At 71.1% G+C, this 24824-nt stretch carries 22 protein-coding genes; 8 read left to right on the plus strand and 14 right to left on the minus strand.

Going from position 1 to position 24824, the window contains the following annotated elements:
* Positions 1–115: 115 nt before the first annotated feature.
* From O7624_RS21540 to O7624_RS21550, 3 genes are all read left to right on the plus strand, one after another.
* Positions 116–1150, plus strand: coding sequence for a lactonase family protein (locus tag O7624_RS21540; protein ID WP_282240702.1), 1035 nt, complete (start codon positions 116–118; stop codon positions 1148–1150).
* 145 nt (positions 1151–1295) lie between these two features.
* Entirely contained in the window at positions 1296–3059 is a 1764-nt protein-coding gene (locus tag O7624_RS21545) for a substrate-binding domain-containing protein (RefSeq protein WP_282237041.1), read from the plus strand.
* Positions 3060–3265: 206 nt separating this feature from the next.
* Positions 3266–4750 (plus strand): sugar transferase, encoded by a 1485-nt coding sequence (locus O7624_RS21550; protein WP_282237042.1) that lies wholly within the window; start codon positions 3266–3268, stop codon positions 4748–4750.
* Here the strand turns inward: O7624_RS21550 and O7624_RS21555 are convergent.
* Complete coding sequence (locus tag O7624_RS21555) at positions 4679–5890, minus strand: PP2C family protein-serine/threonine phosphatase (protein ID WP_282237043.1); 1212 nt, start codon at positions 5888–5890, stop codon at positions 4679–4681. The two genes, O7624_RS21550 and O7624_RS21555, sit on opposite strands and share 72 nt — an antisense overlap.
* 92 nt (positions 5891–5982) lie before the next feature.
* Between O7624_RS21555 and O7624_RS21560 the strand changes: the two genes are divergently transcribed.
* Positions 5983–6534 carry a MarR family transcriptional regulator gene (locus tag O7624_RS21560; RefSeq protein ID WP_232511450.1) on the plus strand — a complete coding sequence of 184 codons (552 nt, stop codon included), beginning with the start codon at positions 5983–5985 and terminating at the stop codon, positions 6532–6534.
* 86 nt (positions 6535–6620) lie between these two features.
* Here O7624_RS21560 and O7624_RS21565 read toward each other — a convergent pair whose 3' ends face one another.
* Together O7624_RS21565 and O7624_RS21570 are read right to left on the minus strand one after the other, a co-directional pair.
* Positions 6621–8300, minus strand: coding sequence for a PP2C family protein-serine/threonine phosphatase (locus O7624_RS21565; RefSeq protein WP_282237044.1), 1680 nt, complete (start codon positions 8298–8300; stop codon positions 6621–6623).
* 126 nt (positions 8301–8426) lie between these two features.
* Positions 8427–9686, minus strand: coding sequence for an ROK family protein (locus O7624_RS21570; protein ID WP_282237045.1), 1260 nt, complete (start codon positions 9684–9686; stop codon positions 8427–8429).
* A 49-nt stretch (positions 9687–9735) separates the two neighbouring features.
* Between O7624_RS21570 and xylA the strand changes: the two genes are divergently transcribed.
* The 3 genes from xylA (at position 9736) to O7624_RS21585 (ending at position 13948) form a co-directional block, all read left to right on the plus strand.
* The gene (xylA, locus tag O7624_RS21575) at positions 9736–10923 is read left to right on the plus strand and encodes a xylose isomerase (protein WP_093410547.1); all 1188 of its coding nucleotides are present in this window, start codon (positions 9736–9738) and stop codon (positions 10921–10923) included.
* Positions 10924–10933: 10 nt separating this feature from the next.
* On the plus strand, positions 10934–12391 hold the full coding sequence (xylB, locus tag O7624_RS21580; RefSeq protein ID WP_282237046.1) for a xylulokinase: 1458 nt from the start codon (positions 10934–10936) through the stop codon (positions 12389–12391).
* A 132-nt stretch (positions 12392–12523) separates the two neighbouring features.
* A complete protein-coding gene (locus tag O7624_RS21585) occupies positions 12524–13948 on the plus strand; it encodes an MFS transporter (RefSeq protein WP_093410543.1) in 1425 nt (474 codons plus the stop codon).
* A gap of 41 nt (positions 13949–13989) precedes the next feature.
* Here O7624_RS21585 and O7624_RS21590 read toward each other — a convergent pair whose 3' ends face one another.
* From O7624_RS21590 to O7624_RS21635, 10 genes are all read right to left on the minus strand, one after another.
* Positions 13990–15633 carry a glycoside hydrolase family 13 protein gene (locus O7624_RS21590; RefSeq protein WP_282240703.1) on the minus strand — a complete coding sequence of 548 codons (1644 nt, stop codon included), beginning with the start codon at positions 15631–15633 and terminating at the stop codon, positions 13990–13992.
* A 61-nt stretch (positions 15634–15694) separates the two neighbouring features.
* Complete coding sequence (locus O7624_RS21595; protein ID WP_282237047.1) at positions 15695–16729, minus strand: LacI family DNA-binding transcriptional regulator; 1035 nt, start codon at positions 16727–16729, stop codon at positions 15695–15697.
* 61 nt (positions 16730–16790) lie between these two features.
* On the minus strand, positions 16791–17756 hold the full coding sequence (locus tag O7624_RS21600) for a carbohydrate ABC transporter permease (RefSeq protein ID WP_093410538.1): 966 nt from the start codon (positions 17754–17756) through the stop codon (positions 16791–16793).
* A 1-nt stretch (position 17757) separates the two neighbouring features.
* On the minus strand, positions 17758–18813 hold the full coding sequence (locus tag O7624_RS21605) for a sugar ABC transporter permease (RefSeq protein ID WP_282237048.1): 1056 nt from the start codon (positions 18811–18813) through the stop codon (positions 17758–17760).
* 69 nt (positions 18814–18882) lie between these two features.
* Positions 18883–20232 (minus strand): ABC transporter substrate-binding protein, encoded by a 1350-nt coding sequence (locus O7624_RS21610; RefSeq protein ID WP_093410534.1) that lies wholly within the window; start codon positions 20230–20232, stop codon positions 18883–18885.
* 338 nt (positions 20233–20570) lie between these two features.
* The gene (locus tag O7624_RS21615) at positions 20571–21065 is read right to left on the minus strand and encodes a TspO/MBR family protein (protein WP_282237049.1); all 495 of its coding nucleotides are present in this window, start codon (positions 21063–21065) and stop codon (positions 20571–20573) included.
* A 226-nt stretch (positions 21066–21291) separates the two neighbouring features.
* Positions 21292–21435 carry a GPGG-motif small membrane protein gene (locus tag O7624_RS21620; protein WP_007464364.1) on the minus strand — a complete coding sequence of 48 codons (144 nt, stop codon included), beginning with the start codon at positions 21433–21435 and terminating at the stop codon, positions 21292–21294.
* Entirely contained in the window at positions 21426–22202 is a 777-nt protein-coding gene (locus O7624_RS21625) for a metallophosphoesterase (protein ID WP_093410530.1), read from the minus strand. The genes O7624_RS21620 and O7624_RS21625 overlap by 10 nt, the downstream gene beginning before the upstream one ends.
* 10 nt (positions 22203–22212) lie before the next feature.
* Positions 22213–22488, minus strand: coding sequence for a hypothetical protein (locus tag O7624_RS21630; RefSeq protein ID WP_093410528.1), 276 nt, complete (start codon positions 22486–22488; stop codon positions 22213–22215).
* On the minus strand, positions 22485–23315 hold the full coding sequence (locus O7624_RS21635; RefSeq protein WP_348774959.1) for a nucleotidyltransferase family protein: 831 nt from the start codon (positions 23313–23315) through the stop codon (positions 22485–22487). The genes O7624_RS21630 and O7624_RS21635 overlap by 4 nt, the downstream gene beginning before the upstream one ends.
* On the opposite strand from O7624_RS21635, the gene O7624_RS21640 reads away from it, so the two are divergent.
* Entirely contained in the window at positions 23245–23949 is a 705-nt protein-coding gene (locus O7624_RS21640) for a thymidylate kinase (protein ID WP_282237050.1), read from the plus strand. The two genes, O7624_RS21635 and O7624_RS21640, sit on opposite strands and share 71 nt — an antisense overlap.
* On the opposite strand, the gene O7624_RS21645 is transcribed toward O7624_RS21640, so the two are convergent.
* Complete coding sequence (locus O7624_RS21645; RefSeq protein ID WP_282237051.1) at positions 23934–24629, minus strand: SDR family NAD(P)-dependent oxidoreductase; 696 nt, start codon at positions 24627–24629, stop codon at positions 23934–23936. The two genes, O7624_RS21640 and O7624_RS21645, sit on opposite strands and share 16 nt — an antisense overlap.
* Positions 24630–24824: the final 195 nt, after the last annotated feature.

Below are 24824 nucleotides of genomic sequence, written 5' to 3' on the forward strand. Positions count from 1 at the left end.
GGGCGGTCCGGTGCGTCCACGGGCGGCCGGATCGCGGTGGGGAGGTCTAATCCGCCGGTGCCGGGGGAAGGCTTCAGAGATGGGTTCGACGGAAACGAGCGGAGGGCGGCAGCCGGTGGCAGGTCGAGGCGAGATCGTTCACATCGGCGGGTACACCGCGCCCAGCGGAGGGCGCGGCACCGGCATCGTCGCCGCGCGGCGGGAGCCGCGCACCGGCGAGCTGACGTCGCTGGGCACCGTCGCGGTCACCCCGTCGCCCTCCTTCCTCGCCCGCCACCCGACGCGGCCCGTGCTGTACGCGGTGAACGAGCTGCCCGACGGCCAGATCAGCGCGTGGCAGGTCGGGGCCGACGGCGACCTGTCGTCCATCGGCTCGTGGCCCACGGGTGGGGCGGAACCGTGCCACCTGGCGGTCGCGCCGGACGGCGGGCACCTGTTCGTGGCGAACTACGGTGGCGGCAGCGTGACGGTCTTCCCGCTCGATGCGGACGGTGTGCCCGGCGAGCGCACTGACGTGGTGGAGCACCAGGGGCACGGGGCCGACCCCGACCGCCAGGAGCGTGCGCACGCTCACATGGTCTCGCCGGGCCCGGGTGGGTCGCCGTTGCTGGTGGTCGATCTGGGCACCGACTCGATCTACCGGTACGACCTTGACGCCGCCAGCGGACGACTGGTGCCACGAGCGCCCCGGGTGCGAACCGCGGCCGGGGTTGGTCCTCGGCACCTGGCCCGGCATCCCGACGGGCGGCGCTGCTACGTCTCCGGTGAGCTGGATGGTTCGGTGCTGGCGTACGAGCTGATCGACGGGGCGCTGCACCAGCGGGGCCGGGTCGACGCCAGCGACCGGGGCGGGCATGTGCAGCCGTCCGAGATCGGAATCGGTCGGGACGGTCGCTTCCTCTACGTCGCCAACCGGGGAGTCGGCACGGTGACCGTCTTCGCCCTCGGTGCGGGCCTGCCGGAAATCGTGGCCGAGGTGGAGACCGGCGGCGAGTGGCCCCGCCACTTCGCGCTTGTCGGGGAACACCTGTACGTCGCAGACGAACGGGCGGACATGGTGCGCATTTTCCGGGTGGAGCCGGCCACGGGTGTGCCGGTGGCGGTCGGAGAGCCGCTGCCGATTGCGAGCCCAACTTGCGTTCTGCCCTGATCGTGGGCCTCAGACATAGATACATCCACATTGCGGCGCTGAGTCATTACTCAAAGTTACGGAATCGGGGTAAACTGTTTCTCCTCTGTAACTTTCGTCCGAACGGCCATGGCAGTCCAACGGTCGGATACGCAAGATGGTCTGCGTGTCAGCAGGCCGCCATCGCATGCGTTCAAGTATTCACGGTGCCGCCGCCGCAGCAGCGGTCGGCGTACTCGTCGTCACCGCTGGTGGGTGGGTGGGCTATCGCCAACTCGCCGGCCAGGACTGCTCGGGCAAGATCGAGCTGTCCGTCGCGGTGGCTAGCGAGCTCGCCCCGGCGGTCGACCAGGCGGCCACCGAATGGGAGGAGAAGGGCGCCGCGGTCGATGGAACCTGCATCGATGTGACAGTCGCCGCCTCCGACCCGGTAGAGGTTGCCGCCGTGGTGGCGGCCAAGCACGGCGCCATCCTGGCCGGGGTGGGGCAGGCCAGCGGCACCGCGGTCAGCCCGGACGTCTGGATCCCGGACTCCTCGACCTGGCTGCTGCGACTCAAGACCGGAGGCGCGGCGGCCTTCGAGCCCGGCAACGGCTCCTCCATCGCGAGCAGCCCGGTGGTGGTCGCCATGCCGGAACCGATCGCCACCCGGTTGGGCTGGCCGCAGCAGGAACTCGGCTGGACCGACCTGCTGACGCGCCTCAACAGTGACCGGCCGCTGAAAACCGGCATCGTGGAGCCGACCCGCGACGCCGCCGGGCTGTCCGGCCTGTTGTCGATGATGACCGCCGCGGCGTCGGCCGGCGGCGAGACCGCCGAGCAGGAGCGCGTCGGCGCGCTGCGCGCGTTGGCCTCGGGTGCCTCGGCGCTGCGCCAGGACCTGCTCGCCAAGTTCCCGACGGCCACCGACGCCACCACTCTGGCCAGCGCCCTCGGTGCGGCGGCGCTTTCCGAGGAGGACGTCATCGAGTACAACGCCCGGAAGCCTCCGGTGCCGTTGGCGGCGCTCTACCTGAAGCCGGCGCCGTTGCCGCTGGATTACCCGTACGCGGTGCTGCCCGGGATCGAGCCGGCCAAGGCGTCGGCTGCGGGGGTGCTGTTCGAGGCGCTGACCACGACGTCGTTCAAGGACAAGCTGGCCGCGCAGTCGTTGCGCGCGCCGGACGGCAACTGGGGCACCGGGTTCAACGCGCCGCAGGGCGCGCCGAGCCCGGCTGGCGGAGATGCCTCCATCGCACCTCCGGCGCAGGGCGGCATCGCCGCCGGTGGGCTGGCGCCGGACGCGGTGGAACGGGCGGTCTCCAGTTGGTCCATCGCCACGCTGTCCGGCCGGATGCTCTGCATCATCGACGTCTCCGGCTCGATGAAGAACGAGGTGCCGACGGCCAACGGCGCGACCCGACAGCAGGTCACCACGGAGGCGGCCCGGCGGGGGCTGAACCTGTTCGACGACTCCTGGTCGATCGGCCTGTGGGTCTTCTCGACCAACCTGGTGGGCTCGCGGGACCACCGGGAACTGGTACCGATCGCGCCACTGTCGCGGCAGCGCAGCGAGTTGGAGCGGGGCCTGGACCGGGTCGTCTCGTCGAGCGGTGACACCGGCTTGTACGACACCCTGCTGGCCGCGTACAAGGACGTCCAGGCGAACTGGGAACCGGGCAAGGTCAACTCGATCGTGCTGTTCACCGACGGCAAGAACGAGGACGCCGACGGCATCTCCCAGAAGGCCCTGCTCGCCGAGCTGAAGCGGATCAAGGATCCGGACCAGCCGATCCAGGTGATCATCATCGGTATCGGCACCGAGGTCAGCAAGTCGGAGCTGGACACCATCGCCAAGAGCGCCGGTGGCGGCGCGTTCGTCGCCACCGACCCCACCAAGATCGGTGACATCTTCCTGCGGGCGATCGCGCTGCGGAAGGCACCCGCCTGACCTGAGACACCCCGAAAAGGGGCCTGTGGTACCGGTTTCGCCGGTACCACAGGCTCCTTTCCTGTTGTCCTACGCCTTGGAAACTGACGGCAATACGTCGGAAGCAATTGGTAGTCATGGTTGTCAGGGCAGGATGTCGTCGTGCATCGGCAGACCCGGCCCACCCGGCCAGGCCCGTGCCGTCGGCGAGCGAAGTGGGAGGGCTGGTGACCTCGGCGACGCTGTTGACTCCGGTCAGAACGTCATCGCGACCGCACGACCACCCGTCACCGGGGCGACCGGTGCGCACCGACCAGCGGGCGTACGTCCGCACCCTGGTCGTGCTGGACGCCGCCGTGCTGGCGGTGGCGGTGCTGGTGGGATACGCGGTCCGCTTCGGTGAGGCCGCGCCCCGCGGCCCGGTGCCCTACGTCCTGGTCGCCCCGGCGCTCGTCCTGGCCTGGCTGGTCTCGCTGAAGGCGCTGCGCTGCTACGACGACCGGGTGGTGGGCTACGGCGCGGACGAGTACCGACGGGTCAGCATGGCGAGTCTGCGGCTGGCCGGCGCCACCGCGATCGCGGGTTACGTCGCCGACGTCGGTGTCTCCCGAGGTTTCCTGGCCATCACCTTCGCGGTGGGCACGATCGGTCTGGAGGTGGCCCGGTTCGCTGCCCGTAAGCGCCTGCACCGCGCCCGGTCGCAGGGGTCAGGCTGGTCACGGCGGGTGCTGGTGGTCGGTGACACCGCCCACGTGCTGGAGTTGGTGCACACGCTGCGCCGTGAGCCGTACGCCGGCTACCAGGTCGTCGGCGCCTGCATTCCGGACGCCCTGCTCGCCCCGGTCGCCCAGCGGCTCGGCGACGTGCCGGTGGTCGGCTCGTTCCGGGCCATCCCGGAGTCCGCCGCCGCGATCGGCGCGGACACGGTCGCCGTCACCGCCTGCGGGGAGCTCACCGCCACCCGGCTGCGTCGGCTCGGCTGGCAACTGGAGGGCACCGGCATCGACCTGGTGCTGGCGCCGGCGCTGACCGATGTGGCTGGCCCGCGCATCCACACCCGGCCCGTCGCCGGCCTGCCGCTGATCCACGTGGAGGCCCCCGAGTTCCGTGGCGTCCGCAAACTGGTCAAGGGGCTCGTCGACCGGTCGATGTCGCTGATCGCGCTGGCCCTGCTGCTGCCGCTGCTGGCGGTCATCGCGTTGGCCGTGAAACTGGACAGCCGGGGGCCGGTGCTGTTCCGGCAGACCCGGGTCGGGCAGGGGGGCCAGGAGTTCGGGGTCTTCAAGTTCCGCACCATGGTGGTCAACGCGGACGTGCTGCTGGCGGAGTTGACCGCCCGCAACGAGACCGACGGCCTGCTGTTCAAGATGCGCGACGACCCCCGGGTGACCCGGGTCGGCCGGCTGCTGCGCAAGTGGTCGCTGGACGAGCTGCCGCAACTGGTGAACGTCCTGCTGGGGCAGATGAGCCTGGTCGGTCCCCGGCCGCCGCTGCCCTCCGAGGTCGCCCGCTACGACGGGGACGTCGCCCGCCGGCTGCTGGTCAAACCGGGAATGACCGGGCTCTGGCAGGTCAGCGGACGGTCCGATCTGAGTTGGGAGGACGGCATCCGGCTCGATCTCTACTACGTGGAGAACTGGTCACTCGCCGCCGACCTGACGATCCTGTGGAAGACGGTCGGCGCGGTGGTCAACAGCCGCGGCGCGTACTGACTCGGCGGGCGGGGTCTCCGGCTGCGGGCCGAGCCAGTCCAGGCAGACCACGACGGCGTCGTCGGTGAGATCACCGGCAACGAACGCCCGTAGGTCGCCGAGCAGGGAGCGAACCGCGTCCAGCGCCGTCATCGGTGCGGTCCGGCGCAACATCCGGTCCAGCGCCGTCTGGCCGTACCGCTCCGCGCTCCCGGCCGCCTCGATCACCCCGTCGCTGATCATGAACAGTCGGTCCCCGCGCTGGAGCTGGACGAACTGCTCGCGGTAGTTGGTCCCCTCGAACATGCCGAGCGGGAACTGCTCCTCCAGCGGCTGGACGCTGACCTCGCCGTCGCGCAGCAGGACGAGCCGGGGCGAGCCGGCGTCGACGGCGGTGAGCAGCCCGGTGCGCAGGTCGAGTTCGAGCAACAGGGTCGCCAGGTACTGCTCGCCCCGGTGCAGGTCGTAGACGGCCTGGTCGGCCAGGGACGCCTGGTCGGCCAGGGAGATACCGGCCCGGCGGGCGTTGCGCAACGCGCAGGTGGCGAGGGTGGTGAGCATCGACGCGACGACCCCCTCACCCATCCCGTTGATCGTGGCGAGCCAGACCCGCTGACCATCGTCGGACCAGTCGAAGCTGTCGCCGCGCACCGCGTACGCCGGCTCCAGCTGACCGGCGAGGCTGAAGGAGGGACGGAGCCGGCTGCGCCCCGGCAGCAGCTCCCACTGCACCTCGGCGGCGAGGGTCAGGCGGCGGCTGCGCCGGGCCACGCGGTAGACGTCCGTGCCGGCGTCGACGGCGGCCAACTCGTGCGCCAGCGCGGTGGCGACCTCCGCCAGCTCGGCCAGTCGGGCGTCGGTGACCGGCGTCACCCGGAGTACGCCCCGCCGTTCCCCACGCATGCTCACCGGCAGGTACCCGACGCCGTCGGCGTGGGTCGGGCTCTGGTGGTCGAAGCAGCGCCACGCCGGGTGCCCGGGGGTCGTCACCGCCTCCCCACCGCCCAGCGGCAGCAGCGCCGCGAGCCGGTAGTCGACCTGGAGGAGTTCCGTGTCGGCGATGCCGTACTCCTGCTCGAACAGTTCCCCGACGCGCGTCACGAGGAGGTCCACGGGGGCGGCGGTGATGGCCGCGCGGCCCTTGTCGACCGGCTCGGTCATGGTCTCTCCTTGATCACAAGCCCATCCGCCGACGGAATCGGGGTACGCTCAGGCGCACCATGGCGGAACTGCATGGTCCACCGGGACCCGAGATGAGTATGGCTGCCGAGCTGGACGCCGCGGCAGGTGCCCTGCTGACGGTCTGGGACGGTGCGCGGGAGCGGGCAGCCAACCGCATCTCCACCGCCCAGCTTCGCGCCGTCATGCTCGTCGAACGACACGACGGGATCAACCTGCGTCGCCTCGCCACCGGCCTGGACATGCTGCTCTCCTCAGCCAGTCGACTCTGCGACCGGCTGGTGGCCGCCGGGATGCTGGAACGGGAGCCGGGTCGTGCCGATCGGCGAGAGATCTCGCTGCATCTGACCGCCGAGGCCCGCCGGTTGCTGGCCGAGCTGCGCGACGACCGTCGTCAGCACCTGGCGGCGATCCTGGCCGACATGACTCCCGAGGCCCGGGAGGCGCTGCTGCGCGGGCTGCGCGCCTTCGACGAGGCCGCCCGCGCGCGGGTCGTCCGACCGGTGTCGCCGCTGGTGCCGCAGGCCGAGGAACCACGTGTGGAACAGACCGAAGGCCGGGATGCCGTCGAGGCGGCGTCGCGGGGCTGGGCGGCGGGGGACGCCTCCGTCTTCCGGACGGCCTGACCGGGGGCACCGGACGGGGCCGCACCGTATCGGGCACCGGTGGCGCACCGCCGTCGGTGGTGCCGGCCAGCCGGATGGCCGTCGGATCAGTCCCGGGCCGCGCCGATCGCCAGCATCGCTATGTCGTCGTGTCGGTGGCCGGAACACCACGTGTCGACCTCGTGCAGCACGTGGTCGACAAGCGTGGCCGGGGGCAGCCCGACGCCGGCCGCCAGCGTCCGGCGTAGCCGCCGTTCACCGAAGATCTCTGTGCCGCGCGGGCCGCCCCGGGCCTCGGCGATTCCGTCGGTACGGGTGAACAGCAACTCACCGGGGCGCAGCCGAACGTCGGCGGTGGCGAACCGGGCGTCGGGCAACGCGCCGACCGGCATTCCGCCCACCCGAATCGCGGTCACCGTGCCATTGGCGCGGATCACGAGGGGCGCCGGGTGCCCACCGCCGGCGATCCGCACCCGCAGCCCACCCTCGGGTCCGACGCGTACGGCACCCAGCAGCAGGGTGGTGAACTGGCCGCGCCGGGCCGCGTCCGGAGTGTCGAGCAGCGCCTGGTCGAGCAGCCGGAGCAGCTCCCGCGGTTGCTGCTCGACCAGACGTAGGGTCTGCAACGACTGGCGTACCCGGCCGGTGAGCACCGCCGCACCGACGCCTTTGCCGCAGACGTCCCCGACGGCGAACAGCGCACCATCGCCGGTCGGCAGCACATCGTAGAAGTCTCCACCGATACGCAGGCTGTCCCCGGCCGCGCGGTAGCCGCCGGCCAGGCTCATCCCGGCCACCGTGGGCAGCCTCGGCGGCAGCAGGCTGTCCTGGAGCACCTGGGCGAGGTGACTCTGTGCGTCGTGCAGTTGCGCGGTGGCCAGTGCGGCACCGGCCCGGGCGGCGAGCTCCCGGACCAGCTCGACGTCGCGGCGGTCGAAGCCGGCCCGCTCAGGTCGGCGGAGCAGCACCAGGGCACCGGCCGTCCGACCGGCGCCGGGCATCGGGCTGACCAGCAGGGTCGCGGGTGCATCGAGGTCCGCCGGGAGCAACGGGTCGAGTCTCTCCGGCCCGAGCGTAGGCCAGGGGCGCGGATCGGTGGTCTCGCCGTCGAGGGCCTCGACGAGACCGGGTACGGCAGCGACCACGTCCCAGTCCACCGTGCCGGTGATCGGCGCGGTGTCGTCAGCGGCGTACCGGACCCAGTGCGGCCGGTACTCGGTCGGCGTCGGTGGCAGGTGCACCACCAGGGCAAGATCGGCCAGATAGGGCACGGGCAGGGTGGCAACGGCTTGCAGCGCCTGGTCACGCTCCAGTGCCAGGCCCAGCCGACGGCCGGCGCGGGCCAGGAACTGGGTACGTCGACGCTCGGCCAGCAGCTCCGTTACCCGGCTGTGCTCGTCGGTGACGTCCCGCACGTACCAGGCGGATCGGTTGCCGCCCAGGGCGCGGCGGACCCCCCGCAGCCGCCGGCCGTGGTGCTCACCCTCGAAATCATCCCCACCTGAGGCGCTCGCGGCCGCCAGCGTCGGCACCGGACAGCCGGCCAGGTCGGCTCCGACGACGATGTCCGGCAGCAACTGCCCAGCCATCGTGTTGACCAACAACACCAGCCCGGCGGCGTCGGTGGTCAGCACCGCCTCGTCGAGCCCGTCGAGCAGCTCACGGGCGAGATCGGTGTCCACGGGAGGCGTGGTGTGCGGTACCTCGGTGGCGGCGCGGCCCGACCGCCCGTCGTCGGCCCATTCGCCGGCCGCACCGGTGAAGGCGCCCTGTCGGGTGCTGGTCACCGGCTGACACCGGGCGCCGGGCGCTGTCGACCAGTACGCATGCCGGTGGTGCACTCCTCGGGGTGACGGTTGGTTGCCTGCGGGCAAGCGTACCGAGCTGTTCCTGAGCGGCTCCTGTCGAGAGCGTCAGAGCCGGGCCAACCATCCGCCGGGGCGGGCGATGATTCGGCGTACCACCGATCCGGCCGCTCCCACCGCGGCGGCCGTGGCACCGAGGGTGGCCGGTCGGACGGTGACCGGCGACCAGGCCGCGGTGAGCACCCGGCGTTCGATCTCGGCGAGTACGGGTGGCCGGAGCCAGCCGGTGAGCGGGGCGTAGCCGCCGCCGAGCACCACCGTGTCGAGGTCCAGCAGGTTGACCACGCTCGCCACGGTGACTCCGATCGCTGTGCCGGCCTCGGCCAGGGCGCGCAGCACGGCGGGGTGCTCGGCGGTGGCGAGCTGGGTCAGCCGGGTCGACGCCCGGTCGGCCGGCAGGTCCGCTCCGGCCAGGCCGGCGGCGGACAGGATCGCCTCCTGCCCGGCGTACAGCTCCAGACAGCCACGGCCGCCGCAGCGGCAGGGTGGCCCGTCCGGGCGGACCGGAATGTGCCCAATCTCGCCGCTCCAACCGCGGGCGCCGCGGAACAGCGCTCCGTCCAGGACGATGCCCGCGCCGATACCTACCTCGCCGGAGATGTGCAGGAAGCTGCCCGGTGCGGCACCGGCGTGCAGTTCGCCCAACGCGGCGAGGTTCGCCTCGTTGTCCACCACCAGGGGCGGCACCCCGTCGACCGTCTCGGTCAGCGGGGGATGGTCGGCCAGCAGCTCCGGCACCGGCACGTCCCGCCAGCCCAGGTTGGGTGCGAGGCGGACCCGACCGGCGTCGTCGACCAGACCGGGCACGCCCAGGGCCGCACCGGCCAGGGTCAGGCCCTGGGCGTTGGCGTCGACGCGAGCCCGGCCGGCCAGTTCGGCGAGCCGGCCGAGCGCGTCGGCCGGGGAGACGGGTCGCAGGTCGGCCCGATGCACCGTGTGGTGCCGTACCTGACCGGCAAGGTCGACGACGCACGCGGCCAGATAGTCGACGTTGATCTCCAGCCCCAGACCGGCGGGACCGTCGCCGGCCAACATCAGACCGCGTGCCGGACGACCGGCGCCGGCCCGGGGCGTCGGTTCCGCCTCGGTGACGAGGCGGCCGGCGACCAGATCCTCCACCACGGCCGAGACGGTGGCCCGGGTGAGGCCGGTGTCAGCGGCCAGCGCGGCCCGCGACGGGGGACGACGGGCGGCGGCGATGCGGCCGAGCACCAGGGCGAGATTCAGCTCACGCAGGCTGCCCTGCCGCACCGCGCCGGCCGGGGCTGCGGGTGGCTTCACCCCTTGACACTGCCACATCACAGTCATTTAATTCAACCACTGAACAAATAGCGGATGACACCACCGGAGGTCTGCCATGGCACCCCGTCCCACCCCTGCCGACAAGTTCTCCTTCGGGCTCTGGACGGTCGGCTGGCAGGGCCGAGACCCGTTCGGCCACGCCACCCGAGACGCGCTGGACCCGGTGGAGTCGGTGCACCGACTCGCCGAGCTGGGCGCGTACGGTGTCACCTTCCACGACGACGACCTGGTGCCGTTCGGCGCGGACGCCGCCACCCGGGACGCCCAGATCGCGCGGTTCCGCAAGGCGCTCGACGAGACCGGCCTGGTGGTGCCGATGGTCACCACCGACCTGTTCCAGCAGCCGGTCTTCAAGGACGGCGGCTTCACCAGCAACGACCGCGACGTCCGGCGGTACGCGTTGCGCAAGGTGCTGCGCAACATCGACCTCGCCGCCGAGCTGGGCGCGAAGACCTTCGTCATGTGGGGTGGCCGGGAGGGCGGCGAGTACGACGTCGCCAAGGACGTCCAGGCCGCGCTGGACCGCTACCGCGAAGCGGTGGACCTGCTCTGCCAGTACGTCATCGACCGCGGTTACGACCTGCGCTTCGCGCTGGAGCCGAAGCCCAACGAGCCGCGTGGCGACATCCTGCTGCCGACCGTCGGGCACGCCCTGGCGTTCATCTCCACCCTGGCCCACCCGGAGCGGGTCGGGCTGAACCCGGAGGTCGGGCACGAGCAGATGGCCGGGCTGAACTTCGTCCACGGCATCGCCCAGGCGCTCTGGCAGGGCAAGCTGTTCCACATCGACCTCAACGGTCAGCGTGGCGTCAAGTACGACCAGGACCTGGTCTTCGGCCACGGCGACCTGCTCAACGCGTTCGCGCTGGTCGACCTGCTGGAGCACGGTGGCACGGCTGGCGGTCCCGGCTACGACGGCCCCCGACACTTCGACTACAAGCCCTCCCGCACCGAGGACATCGACGGGGTCTGGGCCTCGGCAGCCGCGAACATGAGCACCTACCTGCTGCTCAAGGAGCGGGCCGCGGCGTTCCGGGCCGACCCGGAGGTCGCCGAGGCGCTGTCCGCGAGCAAGGTCGCCGAACTGGGCGTGCCGACCCTCGGCGACGGCGAGGGCTACACCGAGCTGCTCGCCGACACCAGCGCGTTCGAGGAGTTCGACGTCGACGCGGTAGCTGCCAAGGGCTTCGGCTTCGTCCGGTTGAACCAGCTCGCCGTCGAGCACCTGCTCGGCGCACGCTGAGGCGGCCGGCATGCCGCTCGTCGCCGGGGTGGACTCCTCCACCCAGTCGTGCAAGGTGGTCGTCCGGGACGCGGAGACCGGGGCCCTGGTCCGGCAGGGCCGGGCACCGCACCCGGACGGCACCGAGGTCCACCCCTCGGCCTGGTGGTCGGCTCTCCAGACGGCGATCGACGCCGCCGGTGGGCTGGCCGACGTCGCCGCAGTTTCCGTGGCCGGTCAGCAGCACGGCATGGTCTGTCTCGACGAGGCCGGCGAAGTGGTACGGCCGGCGCTGCTGTGGAACGACACCCGGTCCGCAGGTGCCGCGGCCGAGCTGATCCAGGAGGCGGGCGAGGGGCAGGCCGGGCCCCGGTTCTGGGCCGATGCGGTGGGCAGCGTGCCGGTGGCCAGCTTCACCGTCACCAAGCTGCGCTGGCTGGCCCGCAACGAGCCGGCAAACGCCGACCGGGTGGCGGCGGTCTGCCTGCCGCACGACTGGCTGACCTGGCGGCTGGCCGGTGCTCCCGGGCTGGACGCGCTGCGGACCGACCGCAGCGATGCCAGTGGCACCGGCTACTGGTCCCCGGGCACCGGCGAGTACCGCCCGGATCTGCTGGAGCGGGCGCTCGGCCGGGTGGTGCGGGTGCCGACGGTGCTCGGCCCCGCCGAGGCCGCCGGCACGCTGGCTCCGGCGGCGCTGTCCGGTGCCGTGGCCGCTGCGGACCCGGGCGCGGCGCTGCTCGGGCCGGGGGCGGGGGACAACGCCGCCGCCGGCTTTGGCGTCGGTGCGCGTCCCGGCGACGTGGTGGTGTCGATCGGCACCTCCGGCACGGTCTTCAGCGTCGCGGACACTCCGGCGGCCGACCCGAGCGGTATCGTCGCCGGCTTCGCCGACGTGACCGGCCGGTTCCTGCCGCTGGTCTGCACGCTTAACGCGGCCCGGGTGCTGGACGCCGCCGCGGCGATGCTGCGGGTCAGTCTGGACGAGCTGGCCGACCTGGCGTTGTCCGCGCCGCCCGGCGCGGACGGGCTGGTCATGGTGCCGTACCTGGAGGGTGAACGTACCCCGAACCGGCCGGACGCCACGGGGGCGGTGCACGGGCTGACCCTGCGTACCTCGACTCCGGCGCACCTGGCCCGGGCCGCCGTGGAGGGGATGCTCTGCGCCCTCGCCGACGGGCTCGACGCGCTCACCGCCCAGGGTGCGGCCGTACGCCGGGTGATCCTGGTCGGCGGCGGCGCCCGCTCGGCGGCGGTGCGTCGAATCGCGGCGCAGGTCTTCGGCTGCCCGGTGGTGGTCCCACCGCCCGGCGAGTACGTCGCCGACGGTGCCGCCCGGCAGGCCGCGTGGTTGGCTCTGGGCACGGGGGAACCGCCGTCCTGGACACCGTCCGGCACCGAGGAGCACGCCGCCGAGCCGGTGCCCGGCATCCGGGAGCGCTACGCGCAGGCCCGGGAACGCCATCTGGACCGGTTGTCCCAGGGTTGATCACGCCGGTTCCCGGGTCGGGTGGCGTCCGCGTGACGAGGAGCCACCCGATCCGGGACCGAGCACGATCTCGGCCGCGCTCGGGGGTGGCCCGGTGATCGGCTCGTTATCCCGTCCTGGTTGGCTGCCCGCATGACCTCGACCACAGGCGGACCCGCGCGGGTTTGGGGCAGCAGCGCGCCGCGCCGGCTCTACAGCGTCGTGGTCTTCGTGCTGCTCGCCTCGCTGGACAACGTGGCGATCGGTCTGGTGCCGCCGCTGTACGGCGCGATCGCCGACTCCTTCGACGTGCCGCAACGGCTGCTCGGCCTGGTCACCGCGATCAGCTTCCTGACCAGCGCGGTGGCGGCGGTCGGTTGGGCGTACTTCGGCGACCGCAGCAACCGCAAGCCGTTGCTGATGATCGGCACGCTGATCTGGGCGGCCGGAACGGGCGGGAGCGCACTGGCCGGGAACTACCCCACGTTCCTGGCGGCGCAACTGCTCGCCGCGGTGGGCCTGGGCGCGGTCGGTTCGGTCGGTTACTCGGTGGTCACCGATCTGATCACGCCGCGCCGTCGGGGCCTGGTGATGAGCTTCTGGGGGCTGTCCCAGGGCGTCGGCACCCTGGCCGGCACCCTGGTCGGCGGACTGCTCGGCGCGACCGACTGGCGTCGGCCGTTCCTGGTGCTCACCGTGGTCGGTCTGGTCGCCACGGCGGCCTACCTGTTCACGTACGACATCCGGCGCGGCCAGAGCGAGCCGGCACTGGCCGGTGCGCTCGCCACCGGTGGGGACTACGACTACCGGATCAGCCGAGCCGACCTGCCCGTCATCCTGGGCCGCAGGACCAACAGGTGGCTCATCCTCCAGGGCCTCACCGCGCAGGCCGCCTTCGGCTCGCTGGTCTGGCTGCCGTACCTGTTCATCGAGCGGGCCAAGGACCAGGGTTATTCGGAGGCGACCGCCATCGTGGTGGGCAGCGTCTTCGCCACACTGTTCCAACTCGGCGGGGCGTTCTCCATCGTCGGCGGGCTGATCGGCGACGCGCTGCAACGGCGTACGCCCTCGGGCCGGGCGATGGTCGCCTCCGTCGGCATCTTCGCCGCACTTCCGTTCTACCTGGTGTTGTTCTTTGTGCCGATGCGCATCGACGTGCCCGACGGCGCCGGCACCGGCGCGGTCGTACGGGCGGTGCTGGCCAGTGTGGTCAGCGAACCGACGGTCGGGCTGAGCCTGCTCGCCGCGTTGCTGGCCCTGGCGCTGACCTCGGCGAACTCGCCGAACTGGTTCGCGCTGATCGCCGACGTCAACCCGCCGGAGCACCGGGGCACGGTCTACAGCCTCGGCAACCTGGTCAACGGGGTGGGGCGGGCGGCCGGCAACGGCCTGGTCGGGGTGGCCTTCAACGGGCTGCGGCTGGCCTTCCCGCCGCCGCTGAACTACGCCGTCGGGCTGGCCGCCTTCCAGCTCTTCTTCATCCCCACCGGCGTCATGTACTGGCTTGCCGCCCGCACCTCTCCGAAGGACATCACCGACGTCCGCGAGCTGCTGCACACCCGCGCCGACAAGCTGTAGGCAGCCGGGGTAGGGCCCGGACGGGCCCCACCCCCGGCAGCTCAGGCGGTACGGACCCAGACGGTGACGTCGGTGGGCAGCGAGCCGTCCTCGTTCAGCGGGGCGCTGCTGTGCACCACCTCACCCACGGGCACCGGGGCGGCGGCACCGAAGTTGGTGGACACCACCAGATCGCCGTTGCGGAAGGTCAACACCTCGTCGGTGGAGGAGAGCCACTCCAGGGTGCCCCGACCGAGTCCGTACGCCCGGCGCAGCTGCAACGCCTCCCGGTACAGCTCGTACGTCGAGCCGGGCACCCCGCGCTGACGGTCCAGCGCGTACTCGGCCCAGACCGGCGGCTGCGGCAGCCAGCTCGCGTCGGTCGGCCCGAAGCCGTACGAGGGAGCGTCGGCCTCCCACGGGATCGGCACCCGGCATCCGTCGCGGCCCCGCTGGGTGTGCCCGCTGCGTTCCCAGGTCGGGTCCTGCCGTGCTTCGTCGGGCAGGGTGGTGTGCTCCGGCAACCCGAGTTCCTCACCCTGGTAGAGGTAGGCCGAGCCGGGCAGGGCCAGCATCAGCAGGGTGGCCGCCCGGGCCCGACGCAGCCCGGTGGCGGCGTCCGGCTGCTCGTCGCCGATCCCGATGCCGTTCGGTCGGGGCGCACCGATCGGCAGCCCGAGCCGGGAGGCGTGTCGCACCACATCGTGGTTGGAGAGCACCCAGGTGGTGGGGGCGCCGACCGCGTCGGTGGCCTCCAGCGATCGCGTGATAACCGCGTACTGGGCCGGGGCCGTCCAGGAGGCGAGCAGGTACTCGAAGTTGAACGCCTGGTGCATCTCGTCGGGACGTACGTAGCGGGCCAACCGCTCCGCCGGCTCCACCCACGCCTCGGCCACCAGGATCCGCTCGCCGGGGTAGCCGTCCAGCAGCCGTCGCCAGTCGCGGTAGACCTCGTGCACGCCGTCCTGGTCCCACATCGGCGGGCGGGGCTTGTCCGCCTCCTGCCCGGAGAGGATCTCCTGCGGATCCTGCCAGTCGGCCAGATCGGCCTGCTTGACCAGACCGTGCGCCACATCGACCCGGAAGCCGTCCACGCCCCGGTCCAACCAGAACCGCAGCACGTCCAGGAACTCGGTGCGCACGTCGGGGTTGTCCCAGTTCAGGTCGGGCTGGGCGGTGTCGAACAGGTGCAGGTACCACTGGCCGTCCGGCACCCGGGTCCAGGCCGGGCCACCGAAGACGCTCTGCCAGTCGTTGGGCGGCTCGGCGCCGCCCGGTCCGCGCCCCTCGCGGAAGATGTACCGCCCTCGCTCGGTGCTGTCGGGACCGGCGGCCAGGGCGGCCTGGAACCAGGCGTGGGCCGAGGAGGTGTGGTTGGGCACCAGGTCGACGATCACCCGCAACCCGTTGGCGTGGGCCTTCGCGATCAGGTCGTCGGCATCGGCGAGGGTGCCGAACAGCGGCTCGACGTCCCGGTAGTCGGCCACGTCGTAGCCGGCGTCGGCCTGCGGGGACGGATAGAACGGGGAGAGCCAGACCGCGTCGACACCCAACTCCGCCAAATGGTCGAGGCGGGCGGTGATCCCGGGCAGGTCGCCGATCCCGTCGCCACCCGAGTCGGCGAACGAGCGGGGATAGATCTGGTAGATCACCGCCTCCGTCCACCAGCCGGTCGGTGGGGTCTGCTGCGTCGCGTCGTGGTTCAGGGCGTACTCCCATGGGTCGAGCCGTCCAGACCGGCCGGCCGGACGGCGTGCTGGCTGCCGTTCAGTGTGCCCGGACGGGCGCGGTCGAATCACGCACGACCAGCCGAGTGTTCAGGATCACCGACGAATCCTGTTTGATCATGTTGGCGTCGCCGGCCCGTCCGCAGAGCGGGTCGAGCAGCAACTGCGCGGCCAGCCGACCCTGCTCCACCGCCGGTTGGGCGATGGTGCTCAACCCGAGTACCCCGGAGAGGGCGTGGTCGTCGATGCCGATCACGCTGACGTCCTGGGGAACCCGCAGGCCGGCGTCGCGCAGCGCGGTCAGCGCACCCATCGCCATCTCGTCGCAGGCGGCGAAGATGGCCGTCGGCGGGTCGCCTCGGCGGAGGAGTTCCTCGGTGGCCCGGGTGCCACCGGCGATGTCGAAACTGGATTCCACGTCGAGGCTCGGGTCCGGCTGCAACCCGGCCGCGCGCAACGCCTCCTGATGCCCCCGGCGTCGATCCAGGTGGGCGCTGAAGGCGAGTTCGTCGTCGGGATCACCGGAGATGTGCGCGATCCGCCGATGCCCGAGATCGAGCAGATGCCGGGTGGCGGTCCGCGCCGCCGCCACGTCGTCGATGCGTACGCAGGGCCAGCCGGGCACTGTGGTACCGGAGCTGATGGTGACGCCGGGCAGGTCCAGTGCCGCCAGCGCGGTCACGTCGGTGGCCCGTAGCGGAGTCGCGACCAGCATGATCGCATCCACCCGCTTGTGCAGGTGGGTGGCGTGCAGGACGCGTTGCCGATTCTGCTCCCGCCCACCCAGGTTGTGCAGCAGCAGGTCGTATCCGGCCCGGTGGAAGAAGTCCTCCGCCGCCTCGACGACCACGCCGAAGAACCACCGGGTGATCCGGGGAACCACCACCGCCACGGTGCCGGTCCGGCCGCCGGCCAGTCGCGAGGCACTGGGTGACACGGCGTACTGCAGCTGCTCGGCGGCGGCGAGCACCCGGCTGCGGGTCGCCGCCGACACAGTGGGCAGCCCGCGCAGCGCCCGGGAGACGGTGGCCGTGGAGACGCCGGCCAGCCGGGCGACGTCGTCGATCCTCGTCACGTGACACCCCGCTCACGTCCCGCCTGGTGCCGCCGCCCGCGGGCGGCGGCACCACGGCGGATCAACCCTTGACGCTGCCGGCGAGCAGCCCACGAACGAAGTAGCGCTGCAAGGACAGGAACACGATCAGCGGTACGACGATCGAGACGAACGCTCCGGCGGTCAACCGTTGCCACTCGTTGCCCCGGGTACCGGCCAGTTCGGCGAGGCGAACCGTGAGTGGCGCGGTGACGTCGCTGCCACCGGCGAAGATGAGCCCGACCAGCAGGTCGTTCCAGACCCAGAGGAACTGGAAGATGCCGAACGCGGCCAACGCCGGGGCAACCAGGGGCAGCACGATGGTGCGGAAGATCTTCGGGTGGGTGGCCCCGTCGACCCGGGCCGCCTCCATCAGATCCTTCGGTAGTTGCGAGATGAAGTTGTGCAGCAGGTACACGGCGAACGGCAGCGCGAAGCAGGTGTGCGCGAACCACACCTGGGCGAAGTTCTGTGCGCCGTCGAGGTTCCAGGCGGGCATCAGGGTGATGCCGCCCAGGCTGACTCCGCGCGAGAAGAAGCTCAGCAGCGGCACCAGGGCCATCTGCAGCGGCACGATCTGAAGCGCGAAGATGGCGATGTACACCCAGTCCCGGCCCCGGAAGTTGATCCAGGCCAGCGCGTACGCGGCCAGGGCCGCGAAGGCGAGCGGGAACAGCACCGCCGGCAGGGTGATCACCAACGAGTTGACGAAGTAGCTGGCGAGCTGCCCGGACGAGGCGGACTGCCCGAACAGCACCTCCTGGTAGTTCTGGAGGGTGAACTCCGGATCGCGGAAGAACGTCCACCAGCCGGTGGTCTTGATCTGGTTCTCCGGCCGGAACGAGGAGACCAGCAGACCGAAGGTGGGGATGGTCCAGACGACCGCGATGACGATGGCGACCATCGTCGCGGTGTGGGTGTTCAGCCGCTTGCGTACCCGCGCCGCACGGGTCGGCCGGCCGCTGGTCTCCTGTGCTCCGGCGGCGACCGGGGGAGTGGTGGTGGTCATCTCAGCCCTCCCGTCGCTGCTGACGCAGGTTGCGGATCTGGAAGATCACGATGGGGATCACCAGGACGAAGAGGAAGACCGCGAGCGCGGAACCCTGCCCGTTCTGGCCGTACCGGAACGCCTGGTTGTACATCTCGTTGGCGATCACGCTGGTGTCGTAGTTGCCGTTGGTCGAGGTGCGGACGATGTCGAAGACCTTCAGCGTGGCGATCGAGATGGTGACCACCACCACGATCAGCGCCGGCCGGATGCTCGGCAGGGTGATCTGCCAGAACATCTGCCACGGGCTCACCCCGTCGAGGCGGGCGGCCTCGACGATGTCGGCCGGGATCGCCTTGATCGCCGCAGACAGCACCACCATCGCGAAACCGGCCTGGATCCACACCATGATCACGATCAGCAGCAGCGTGTTCAGCGGCGAGTCGAGCAGCCACTGTCGGGGTTCGCCGCCGAGGCTGACCACGATCTGGTTGAGCAGACCGATCTGTTCCTGTTCCTCGCTCCGGAAGGCGTACACGAACTTCCAGATGATGCTGGCGCCGACGAACGAGATCGCCATCGGCATGAAGATCAGCGACTTGGCCACCGCCTCCAGCCGGGCCTTGTCGACAAGCACCGCGTAGATCAGGCCGATCGAGGTGGCGACAAGCGGAACCAGGGTCACCCAGACCAGGGTGTTGAGCAGCACCCGGACGATCGAGTCGTCGGCGAACATCCAGCGGTAGTTGTCCAGGCCCACGAAGTTCTGGCTGCCGCCGTCCATGAAGGACAGCAGGGTGGTCCGCAGCGCCGGTACGACCAGGCCGATCAGCAGCAGCACCACCGTCGGCAACAGGAAGAACGTGGCGAACAGCCCTTCACGGGATCTGGGCCGCCCCTGAGGCAGCGGTGCTCCGCTGGCGGAGGCGGCCACGAATCGCGCCTCGCGTCGCCGCGCGAAGACGGCCGGCACCGCGTCGAGCAGCACCAGCAGGCCGCCCACCACCACCGCGAAGGCGACCAACCCCCACAGCAGCATCATCAGTTTGGGTGCCTGCTCGGCAAAGTCGAAGTCCATCAACCCTCCCCGGGTCCTCGGTAGAGCCGGTGGGCCGGCCCGCGAACGCGGACCGGCCCACCACCGGAATTACTTCCAGCTGCTCTCGATACCCTGCAGGACGCTGGCGGTGTTCCCGCCGTTGATCCAATCGACCATGCCCTTCCAGAAGGTCCCGGCGCCGACGGCGGCGGGCATCAGGTCGGAACCGTCGAACCGGAAGACCGTGCTGTCGTCCTGGAGGATCTCCACCGACAGCTTGTCGATCGGGTTGGCGACGTTGGCCAGGTCGACCTTGTTGTTCGCGGACACCCAGTCGCCGATCTTCGCGCGGCTGTTGGCGTACTCGCCGGAGGCGAGGTACGTCTGCACCGCCTGCACCTCGGGACGGTCGGCGAAGGCCGTCACGAACTCGCCGCCGCCCAGCACCGGCTTGCCCTTGGCCGGGTCGATGGCCGGGAAGTAGAAGGCGAAGACGTCGCCGTCCTCGGCCACCCGGGTGCCCTCAGGCCACTGGTTGGCGTAGAAGGAGGCCTGCCGGTGCAGCGCGCACTTGCCCTGCGTGATCGGCACGCCCGCCTCCTGGAAGGAGGTGGTGGCGATGCTGCGCACCCCACCGAAGCCACCGTTGACGTACTTGTCGTTCTTCAGGATCGTGCCGGCCCGGTCCAGCGCCTCCGCGACCCGCGGGTCGTTGAAGGGGATCTCGTGCGTGGTCCACTGGTCGTAGACCTCGGGGGTCTGCGTCCGCAGCATCACGTCTTCGATCCAGTCGGTGGCCGGCCAGCCGGTGGCGTCACCGGACTCGATGCCGGCGCACCACGGCTTGACGTCGCTCTGGGCGATCGTGTCGCTGAGCTGGATCATCTGGTCCCAGGTGGTCGGGACGGTCCAGCCGTTCTCCTGGAACATCTTCGGCGAGTACCAGACGAACGACTTCACGTTCGACCCGAGCGGCGCGCCGTAGAAGGTGCCGTTGACGGTGCTGTACTTCAGCCAGTCCGGCGAGTAGTTCTGCTCGGCCATCGCCTTGGTCTCGGCGCTGGCCGGTTTCAGCTGGTTGCGCTCGGCGAACCGGGCGAGCAGGCCGGGCTGGGGGATGAAGGCCAGGTCGGGGGCGTTGCCGCCGTCGACCCGTACGGGGAGCTGAGCCTCGAACTCGCCGCTTCCCTCGTGATTGATCGTGATGCCGGTGCAGTCCTCGAACTGCTTCCAGGACTCCGCCAGGCGGTCGGCCTCGATGTCTCGGATCGACGAGTAGATGTTGACCGTCTTGCCTTCGTGGCCCTGGTAGTCCTCGTACGGGGCGCACTCCGCGGAATCGGCGTTGCTGCTGCCGCCGTTGCTGCTGCTTCCGGTGCCGCAAGCGGTGGCGCTGAGTGCCAGTCCGATCGCGCCAACGATCGCGAGGGCCTGGCGTGGCCTGGCAGAGACCGCCATGCCGTCCTCCTTCCTGTCCGGCGCCGGCCGGGATCGCGTCCGGTTGACCTGGCGCCGGTCCGATGGGCGTTTTCACATGTAAGCGCTTGCATCTCCCTGGGGTCCACCCCTGGAGGGACACGAGCGAGTAACAATCCGGAAACCTGGCGAGAGGCCAAGGATCCGCGCCCATCTGCGGGAAAGAGCCCTGTCTATCAGCGGATCCTCCCGCTGATGGACCGGGGCGGTGGAAATTCTCTTCGGCGGAGGTTGGCTGGCGGGCAGCGGAGCACCACTGCCGGGCCGGCGCTGCCGGCGCTGTCCCCGCCGTCGCTGGCCCGCCGTCGGACCAGGGTCGGTCAGCCGTTCAGCTGCCAGATCGAGTAGTTGAGGGCCGCAGCGAAGGTCACCCACGCCCAGTAGGGCAGCAGCAGTACCGCCGCCACCCGGTTCGCCCGGGCGAACAGCAGGACGGTCACACCGATCGCCAGCCACAGCAGGACGATTTCGGCGAACGCCAGCCCATACCGGTCGCCGGCGAAGAAAAGCGGCGTCCAGGCGGCGTTGAGGACGAGTTGGACCGCCCACGCGCCGAGGGCCGCACCGAAGCCCACCCGGCGCCAGACCAGCCAGGCGGCGACCGCGATCGTCACGTAGAGGACGGTCCAGACCGGGCCGAAGAGCCAGGACGGCGGCGACCACGCGGGCCGGTCGAGGTTCGCGTACTGGTCGGCGGCGCCCGACGCGGCCAGGTTGCCGATCACGGCAGCGGCCAGCACGGCCACCGCGAAACCGGCGAGCGCCCACCACTTGCCGGCGCCGTTCCGTCGGGTCTGTTCCGCACTCGTCCGCATGGTAGGTGGTTCTCCGCTGAGTGGCGGCGGCAAACCTGCCGGGCGTAGCTGCCCGTACCGTTTCGAACGGCCCGCCTGGGCCGGCCGCAGCGCGGGGGCGCGGTCCCCCGACCGGCTGACGACAAGCACGCCGGGGTCTCCGCGTCCGGTAACTCCTGTCGGGAGGACGGAGTACCGGGCGCGACGACCCCGGCGGGTCCGGTGAGCGGCGCCCTGCGCCGCCAGGTCAATTGAAGATGCTGACCCCACCCGGGCCGACGAGCAGCCCGACAACGATGAGGACGATGCCCCAGAGGATCTGCCGGCGGAACAGCGCGAGAATTCCGGCGACCACCAGTACGACTGCGAGAATCCAGAGAATCAGCTCCATGGTTGCTGAATACCCCCGGCGGCGACTCCGGAAACCTCACTCTGATCAAGGTGATCGCCCAGCTGGAAGACGCTGTATGCCTGCTTGATCACTGGATGGGCCACGTTGCGTACGCGTACCCCGCCCGGGGTCGTGCCGCGTTCGGAGCCGTGGTGGGCGTGCCCGTGCAGGGCGAGTGCGGTCGGCGCGGCGTCGACGGCCTGCCCCAGCTGGTAGCAGCCGAGAAACGGGTAGATCTCCAGCGGCTCTCCGGCCAGGGTGTCCGGCACCGGGGCGTAGTGGGTGAGTGCCACCAGCACGTCACAGTCCAGCGAGCGCAACGCCTCACTCAACCGGTCGGCGCTCTCGGTAGTGGTGCGTACGAACGCCTTCATCTCCGGCTCGCCGAAGTCGCTGGCGCACCGGCCGGCGAAACCGCCACCGAAGCCCTTCACCCCGGCGACGCCGAGGCGGCCACCCGGGCAGTCCAGCACCACCCCGTCGCCCTCCAGCACGGTGATGCCCGCCTCCTCCAGCGTCCCCACCACCTGGGGCACCTGGTCGCACTGATGATCGTGGTTGCCCAGTACGGCGATCACCGGTACACCCAGACCACCGAACTCCTGGGCCACGCAGCGGGCCTCGGCCTCGGTGCCGTGCCGGGTCAGGTCGCCGGCGAGCAGCAGCGCGTCGACGCTGCCCGGCAGTTGTTCCAGGGCCGGCCGAAATCGGCCGACCACGTCCTCGTCCAGATGCACGTCGCCCACGGCGGCGATCCGGATAACCATCGAACCTCCCTCAGGGCAGTTGCTCGATCTCCGTGGGCGCCTGCGCGCGGATCACCCCGATGTCACTGCTGATCGGAACGTCCGGGAAGCGATCGGCCACCCGGCGCAGGATCTCCTCCCGCCGGTGCGCGCTCTCGACCTCGCCGTGCAGCACGAGAGCGCGTTCGGTGCGGACCACGGTGATTCCCTGTTCGGCAACGGCCGGATCTTCGGTGAGCAGCCGGTGGATCTCCGCCTCGACGTACTCGTCGGGCGGACCGGCGCCGGAGTCGAGGTGCGCGGTCACGTTCTCCCCTTCCCGTCGGCCGTGCCGGAGAGCGGCACGACGTCCAGCCTGTCCAGCAGCACCAGGAACGACTCCGCGTACGGCGAGTGCTGCGTCTCCTTGCGTACCCGTTCCCAGTCGATCTGCTCACGCAGCGAGCGGGCCAGCGGCAGCCCCCGAGCGAAATCGCAGTAGTGCTGGGAGAAGCTGAGCAGCTTGTGCACCATCAGTTGGGTGGCCGACAGCACGGGCATGTGGATGGCGTCCACCGGCCGTACGACCGTGTCGGTGAAGGTCTCCTCGGTCACCGGCGTCTCGACCGGGCGGTGGATCAGGTCCACCATCCGACCGCCGTCGTAGACCTTGACCAGCCAGTCCTCCGGGGGCCGCTCGGCGGTGAAACCGGCCTGCCCCAGCGCCTCCAACGCGGCTTCGACGTCGGACTCGCGGATGAGGAAGTCGACGTCGTGCTCGCTGGAGTGCCCGCCGTGCGCGTAGACGGCGAAGCTGCCGCCGAGAGCGAACGGGATCTCGGACTGTTTGAGCACGGCGGCGACCTTCTTGAGGGTGTGTAGGAGAGTCTCGTCGTCGCGCTCGGCCATCTCGCCTCTCCCGTCGATTCGTCGGGGGTGCCACCGGTGGGATCTCCGATCGGTACCCGGCATTCCGGTCGTCCACACCTGCGCCGCGCGCGCAAGGGGACGAAAGGGGTTCAAACCGGATCTATGGTGCACCCTCGTGCGCTCGTCGGATAACCTTTCCAGGGTGGCCAGATCGATGGGAGCGCCCGCTACGACGGGAGTCCGCTGTGCCCGGGGCCGGCTTCGCACCGTGGCCCTGATCGGCATCGACGGCTCGGGCAAGACCACCCAGGCGTATCGGCTCGCCGAGTCACTCACCGCAGCCGGCTTACCGGCCACCTATCACCGCAACGCGGGTGGACGGCGCTGGCTCGGCCGGGCGGCGCACCGACTCGGTCGGCCGGATGCCCAGAGCCTCCTCGGCCGGGACGGAATGCTTTTGGCGGAGTCCGTGCTGCGCTGGTTGGCCATCGCGATGACGCTTGTCGGTGGCTTGTTCAGCGGACGGGTCGCGGTGATGGACCGCTATGCCGCCTGCCAGTACGCCAGCCTGCGGGCTCATGACGGGCACCGCTGGGAGCGGCTGGTCCGGGCCGCCTACCGACTCTTCCCCCGACCGCAGGTGACGTTCCTGCTGACCGTCGAGCCGATCGAGGCGTACCGGCGGATCGAGCGCAGGGGCACCGACCACGAGAGCCTCGGCTTCCTGGCCGCCGCTGACCTGGCCTACCGCACGCTGCCGGAGTATCCGACGTTCGTGCCGGTCAACGCGGATCTCCCGGCCGAGGAGATCGCCCGGGAGATCCGTGGGCACCTGAACGCCTGGCTGGCAGCCGGAGGCGAGCCGACCGACGTCGCGGCACCGGTGACGGAACTGGTGCCGCTTCAAGCCCGTCCGTAGACGGGTACGGCGGCACCGCTGGTGGGCGCCGACTCGTCCGACGCGAGGAAGCGGATCACCGAGGCGATCTCGGCCGGGTCCACCCATCGGCTGTGATCGGCGTCCGGCATCGCGCCGCGGTTGGTCGGGGTGTCGATGACGCTGGGCAGCACCGTGTTGCAGCGGACTCCGGCCGCCTTGTACTCCACCGCCACCGCGGCGGCGAAGCCGAGCACGGCGGCCTTCGCGGTGACGTAGCCGCCGACTCCCGGGAAGGGCGCGACCGCCGCCCGGGCAGCCACGCAGACGACCGCGCCACCACCGGCGGCGATCAGGTGGGGCAGCGCGGCCCGGGTGACCAGATGGGTCGGGCGGAGGTTGAGGGTGAGCATCCGTTCGAAGTCCTCGACCGGCGTCTCGTGCACCAGACCGCCGCTGGCGTAACCGCCGACGAGGTTGACCACGGCGCGTAGCGGTGCCTCGGGATCTCCGGCCGCCACCTCGGCCACCCGGGCGACGTCCTGCGGGTCGGTCAGGTCCGCGACCATCCGGACGGGAGCGTTGGCCTCAGGTCCGCGCAGCGGGTCCGGTTGCCGGCGTTGGGGCGCGACCACTCGCCACCCGGCCGCCACGAACGCGGCGCTGACCGCCGTGCCCAGTCCGCCCGTGGCCCCGGTGACCAACACACTGCGATTCGCCATGACCTGAGGTTAGTGCGATGCCCGATCGGCGGACCGTGAGACCCACCCGGAGGACTCCGGCCGGAAGCGGGCGTGACGGCTGAAGCCGGCGCGGCACGGGATCGCCACCCAAGGAGGCACCGGCCGGACGATCGTCCGGAACGGCCTCTCGACGGCCCTCATGGCGCGCCCGGCCACTCGCCACCCGGTTGCCAC

This window comes from Verrucosispora sp. WMMD1129 (assembly GCF_029581255.1).
Classification (GTDB): Bacteria; Actinomycetota; Actinomycetes; order Mycobacteriales; family Micromonosporaceae; genus Micromonospora; species Micromonospora sediminimaris.